The organism is Mesorhizobium sp. M5C.F.Ca.IN.020.32.2.1 (assembly GCF_004023105.1).
Taxonomy (GTDB): Bacteria; Pseudomonadota; Alphaproteobacteria; order Rhizobiales; family Rhizobiaceae; genus Mesorhizobium; species Mesorhizobium wenxiniae.
This window is the reverse complement of record NZ_RZSX01001380.1, coordinates 1-994: the sequence shown is the minus strand read 5'-3', so window position 1 is coordinate 994 and position 994 is coordinate 1. Positions and strand designations below refer to the sequence as shown.

The 994-nt window shown below is 64.2% G+C and carries 1 protein-coding gene; it reads left to right on the top strand.

Annotation, left to right across the window (positions count from 1 at the left end; genetic code table 11):
• On the top strand, positions 1-994 hold a 994-nt coding region (locus EOA86_RS36165), incomplete at both ends, for a dihydroxy-acid dehydratase (RefSeq protein WP_206630257.1).

Sequence of the window (994 nt, the reverse complement as noted above, 5' to 3'; positions counted from 1 at the left end):
GTGCCGACGCGATGGTCTGCATCTCCAATTGCGACAAGATCACGCCGGGCATGCTGATGGCGTCGCTGCGTCTCAACATCCCGACCGTCTTCGTCTCCGGCGGCCCGATGGAAGCCGGCAAGGTGGTGCTCGCCGGCAAGGCGCAGGCGCTCGATCTCGTCGACGCCATGGTCGCGGCTGCTGATGACAAGATCTCCGACGAGGACGTCAAGACCATCGAGCGCTCGGCCTGCCCGACCTGCGGCTCCTGCTCAGGCATGTTCACCGCCAATTCGATGAACTGCTTGACCGAGGCGCTCGGGCTTTCGCTGCCCGGCAACGGCTCGACGCTGGCCACCCATGCCGACCGCAAGCGGCTGTTCGTCGAGGCCGGCCATCTGATCGTCGATCTCGCCCAGCGCTACTACGAGCAGGACGACGACACCGCGCTGCCGCGCAGCATCGCCTCGAAAGGCGCCTTCGAGAACGCTATGACGCTCGACATCGCCATGGGCGGCTCGACCAATACCGTGCTACACATCCTGGCTGCCGCGCATGAAGGCGAGATCGATTTTGATCAGGACGACATTGACGCACTGTCACGCAAGGTGCCGGTGTTATGCAAGGTTGCCCCCGCCAAGGCGGATGTGCACATGGAAGACGTCCACCGCGCCGGCGGCATCATGGCGATCCTCGGTCAGCTCGATAACGCCGGACTGATCAACCGCGACCTGCCGACCGTACATACGCGAACGCTCGGCGAAGCGCTCGACCATTGGGATATCTTGCGCACGTCAAGCCAGAATGTCCGCGACTTCTTTCTGGCGGCCCCGGGCGGCGTGCCGACGCAGGTCGCCTTCAGCCAGGATCGCCGCTGGGACGAACTCGATCTCGACCGGGAGAAGGGGGTCATCCGCTCGGCCCAATATCCTTTTTCCAAGGACGGTGGCCTTGCCGTGCTGAAGGGCAACCTTGCGCTGGACGGCTGCATCGTCAAGACCGCCGGCGTCGATGA